The sequence below is a fragment of the Anaerococcus porci genome, assembly GCF_034090325.1.
GTDB classification, from domain to species: Bacteria; Bacillota; Clostridia; order Tissierellales; family Peptoniphilaceae; genus Anaerococcus; species Anaerococcus porci.
The window spans coordinates 1-3,791 of record NZ_JAXDSU010000088.1 but is presented as its reverse complement, the minus strand read 5'-3'; the positions used below and the strand labels follow the sequence as shown (position 1 = coordinate 3,791).

5 protein-coding genes and 1 pseudogene are annotated in these 3,791 nt (G+C 30.5%); all 6 read left to right on the top strand.

The features are described 5' to 3' along the window. The first annotated feature begins 384 nt into the window (after positions 1-384). The 6 genes and pseudogenes from SOR60_RS09140 (at position 385) to SOR60_RS09115 (ending at position 3,513) form a co-directional block, all read left to right on the top strand. Positions 385-534, top strand: a complete 150-nt coding sequence (locus SOR60_RS09140; protein WP_320595770.1) for a terminase small subunit — start codon at positions 385-387, stop codon at positions 532-534. A 171-nt stretch (positions 535-705) separates the two neighbouring features. Beyond that, a pseudogene (locus tag SOR60_RS09135) lies at positions 706-1,758 on the top strand (phage portal protein); the annotation flags it as partial. Beyond that, a complete protein-coding gene (locus SOR60_RS09130; RefSeq protein ID WP_320595769.1) occupies positions 1,694-2,560 on the top strand; it encodes a hypothetical protein in 867 nt (288 codons plus the stop codon). The pseudogene SOR60_RS09135 and the gene SOR60_RS09130, both read left to right, overlap by 65 nt. Positions 2,561-2,584: 24 nt before the next feature. Beyond that, positions 2,585-2,992, top strand: coding sequence for a DUF6883 domain-containing protein (locus SOR60_RS09125; RefSeq protein WP_320595768.1), 408 nt, complete (start codon positions 2,585-2,587; stop codon positions 2,990-2,992). Then, positions 2,955-3,179 (top strand): hypothetical protein, encoded by a 225-nt coding sequence (locus SOR60_RS09120; RefSeq protein ID WP_320595767.1) that lies wholly within the window; start codon positions 2,955-2,957, stop codon positions 3,177-3,179. Before SOR60_RS09125 ends, SOR60_RS09120 begins: the two co-directional genes overlap by 38 nt. Before the next feature lies 1 nt (position 3,180). Next, entirely contained in the window at positions 3,181-3,513 is a 333-nt protein-coding gene (locus SOR60_RS09115; protein WP_320595766.1) for a YjcQ family protein, read from the top strand. Positions 3,514-3,791 lie beyond the last annotated feature (278 nt).

The following is a 3,791-nucleotide window of genomic DNA, read 5'->3' as shown; positions in this document are numbered from 1 at the left end:
CATAGAACAAATTTGGAAACAAATAAGGTCAATGGGATTTAGAAATGAGTTTTTTCATTCATTAACAGATGTTGTAAATAGATTATGTGAAACTATAAATCACCTTACTAAAGAAATGGTTAAAAGTATAACTCATAGAGACTGGATACAATATATGGAGTTAAATAGGTATTAGTATAAGGTTTATATTAGGGATTGGGCGGATGAAGAGGATTTGAAGGAGGTTGAGGGGTGGATTGAGGAGAAAAGAAAAAAATTATAAAAGTTTGGATAAAAAAGGTTTTTTGTGGTATATTTTTTGTATAATTAGAAGTGTATATTTTTTTAAGGCAAGTTTTAGGACTTGTCTTTTTTTATGCTTATTTTGAAAAGAGGTGATGTACTTTGAAGGGGTTGACAATTAAACAGAAGAAGTTTGCGGATGAGTATATCATTTCTGGAAATGCTACTCAATCTGCAATTAAGGCTGGTTATTCTGAAAAGACGGCTGGTCAAACTGGTGCTGAAAACCTTAAAAAAACCTTATATTTTTGAGTATATTAAAAAGAGAATGGATGAGATGAGGCTAAGGTTATTGTAGATTTAAATGATGCTTTAAAGCTTACGAGTTCTATTAAAGTCAATCACGAAGATGACACATACCTAGAAAAAATTAAAAATCTATCAGATTTTAATAACATAGAAGATTAAGAATACGAACTTGCAAAAGATATGTCAATCTATGGAATAGGCTATGAAATGCTGTATCTTGATGAAGATGCGATTGAAAATATTTTGCATGTTAGTCCTTTGGAATCTTTTGTTATTAGGGATAATTCTATTAGGAAAAAAATTAGGTATGGGGTGCATTATTACAAAGACCAAGATGGAATTTTAAAGGGGACTTTTTCGGATAATGAAAGGATTTATTATTTTGAAGAGGGAGAGGACGGACTTTATATTTCTGAGGAATATCCTCATTATTTTGGCTTTTGTCCTATTATTGAATATAGGGAAAATGAAGAGTGTCAGTCGGCTTTTGAGTCGGTTTATACTCTTATTAATCAAATTGATAAGGTTGTTAGTGAAAAGGCTAATGATGTTGATTATTTTGCTGACGCTTATTTAAAGGTTATTGGTGTAGAGCTAAATGAAGAACAGGTTAGGTTTTTGAAAGATAACAGAATATGGAACTTATATAAAACTACAAATGAGGCTGACGGTTCTGTACCTGATGTTAATTTTTTACAAAAGCCTGACGCTGACCAAACTCAAGAAAATTTGCTTGATAGGCTTGAAGAAAAGATTTATCAACTTTCTATGGTTCCGAATTTATCAGATGAGAATTTTGGTACATCATCTGGTATTGCTCTTTCTTATAAATTACAGGGCTTGGACAATCTTTGTAAATCTAAAGAGCGTAAGTTTACTGCTGGTTTAAATACTAGATATAAACTACTTTGTAATTTACCAAATTGGCATGATAAGGAAGCTTATAAGGGGATTACTTATCAATTTACTAGAAATGCTCCTAAAAATGTTTTGGAGGAGGCTCAGGTGGTTAATAGCTTGAATGGTCTAGTAAGTAAAGAAACTGCCTTATCTTATTTGTCTATTGTTGATAATGTAAAAGAAGAAATAGAGAAGATGAAAGAAGAAGATGAATTTGATACAGATATAGCACAAGACCATAGCGACGATTGGAGTATGGAAGATGTCAACGAGCAAGGAATATTGGAGAAGGCGAGAGTACCAAAATCTTCTAAAGTCCAAGAATAGAGATGAGAAGTTTGTAAAAGTGCGAATAGCCTATATTTATAATGAACTTTTAAGAAATATAAATAAAGAAATACAAGGTCAAATTATACGATTTTCTGATAGTCAAGGGATATCTATAAATGAGGCTAGAAAAAGAATTGAAAAGGCTGATGTTGAAGATTATAAGTATCTTGCAAAAACTTATGTAAAAGATAAAGATTTTAGTCCAAAGGCAAGTCGTGAATTGAAGCTTTATAATATTACAATGAGATTAAATAGGCTTGAAATGCTTAATCAAATGTTAAGGCTTCATATTATTGGGACTGGTTCAAAGGTTGAAAATGAACTACAAGACCATTTAATAAAAGGATCTATTGATGAGTATAAACGCCAAGCAAGTATTTTGGGACTTAATATAGACCAGACAGGAATTGAAAGAAGGGCAAGATTTATTGTAAGTCAAGATTATCATAACGCCCATTTTTCTGATAGGGTTTGGCGAGATACGAGGGAATTATCAAGAAGAATTGAAAGAAATATTGAATCAGTTGTAATTCAAGGTAAAAACCCCAGAGAGTTTGCTAGAAAATTAAGAGATTTAGTTAGTAAGGATATTAAAAATATCACAAGTGCTACTGAAAGATTGGCTTTTACTGAATCTGGCAGGGTATGGATTCAAACTCAAATTGCAGCTTATAAAGACGGTGGATATGAGTATCTAGAAGTAATGACTGAGCCTACAGCTTGTAGGCATTGTAGTCCTCACGACGGGGATATTGTGAAGATATCAGAGGCAGTGGAGGGGGATAATATTCCACTTTAGCATCCAAGGTGTAGATGTACGACTGTGGCTTATTTTGATGATAAAAACACTGATAAAAGTTATAATTTAGAGGATATGGGGTATAATTATAATGAGAATGATGAAGTTTTTTATACTGAAGATTTTACAATTCACTATAATAAAATTTATAAGTATCTTCTAAAAAAAGGAACAGATCACTATCAAGAATTTAAAAGCGTTGGGTTTAAAGAAGAAAATTCTTATAAATTATTAGATCAGTTGTACGAAGGTTATAAAAATGAAAAAAAAGTTTATGATAGAAAAAATGACTACACTTTTAAAAACTTTAGAATTGATATGCAACTAGGAATTAATAAAAAAAGAAACTTTAGAACAGCGTGGAGCATTGATAGGAAGGGGGATAAGCCTAGATTTGTTATGGCTTACAGATATGAAAAAAAGAATAAATGAATTTGATACTGTAAAAATTATTAATAAAAATGTAATTGGCACAGCTGTAGATATAACTAATATTAATGGTAGAGATATTTATCTAATAGAAGATAAAGAAAAAACTTTTCACGAGTCAGGCGAATGGGAATATAAAATACATCAGTGTTTAGAAGATGATCTTGAATTGGTAAAGAGAGCTGATTAATATGTCAAAAGATGATTATTTTGTAATTGTATACCAAGTTTTAAAATACCTATATGAGTGTTTAAAAGACGGTAAAACTCCCGATCAAGAACAATTTGAAAATATGAACTTAAGACTAAATAAAGACTATTGGTATTACATCATTGAAAACTTATCTAAACAAGGATTTGTCGAAGGGGTTTATATCAAAAAAACTAAAGATGGTAAAATCATATACTATAATGAAATACAAATAACACCTAAAGGTATAGAGTACTTATTTGATAATAATTTAATGGCAAAAGCTAAGGAATCACTAAAAGGATTGGTTGATGCTGTAGTTTTGTTTGTATAAACGAACACATTCGAGTTAGAATGTGTTTTTTATACTAATACCTATTTAACTCCATATATTGTATCCAATCTCTATGAGTTATACTTTTAACCATTTTGGCATCCTAGGTGTAGGTGTACTACTGTTGCTTATTTTGCTGATAAAATTGACTTGGGCAAATTTGGAAATGTAGTTGATGTTGATGATTTAGATGTTGATTGGGATTTATCATCAATTCATGCATTTGAAAAAATGGAATCTAGGAATATTAGTAAAACATTAGTTGAAGATATTATTAA

Excerpts from the sequence above, each read along its gene's own strand:
- SOR60_RS09130 (WP_320595769.1), top strand. The coding sequence starts at position 1,694 with ATGTCAACGAGCAAGGAATATTGGAGAAGGCGAGAGTACCAAAATCTT.
- SOR60_RS09115 (WP_320595766.1), top strand. The coding sequence starts at position 3,181 with ATGTCAAAAGATGATTATTTTGTAATTGTATACCAAGTTTTAAAATAC.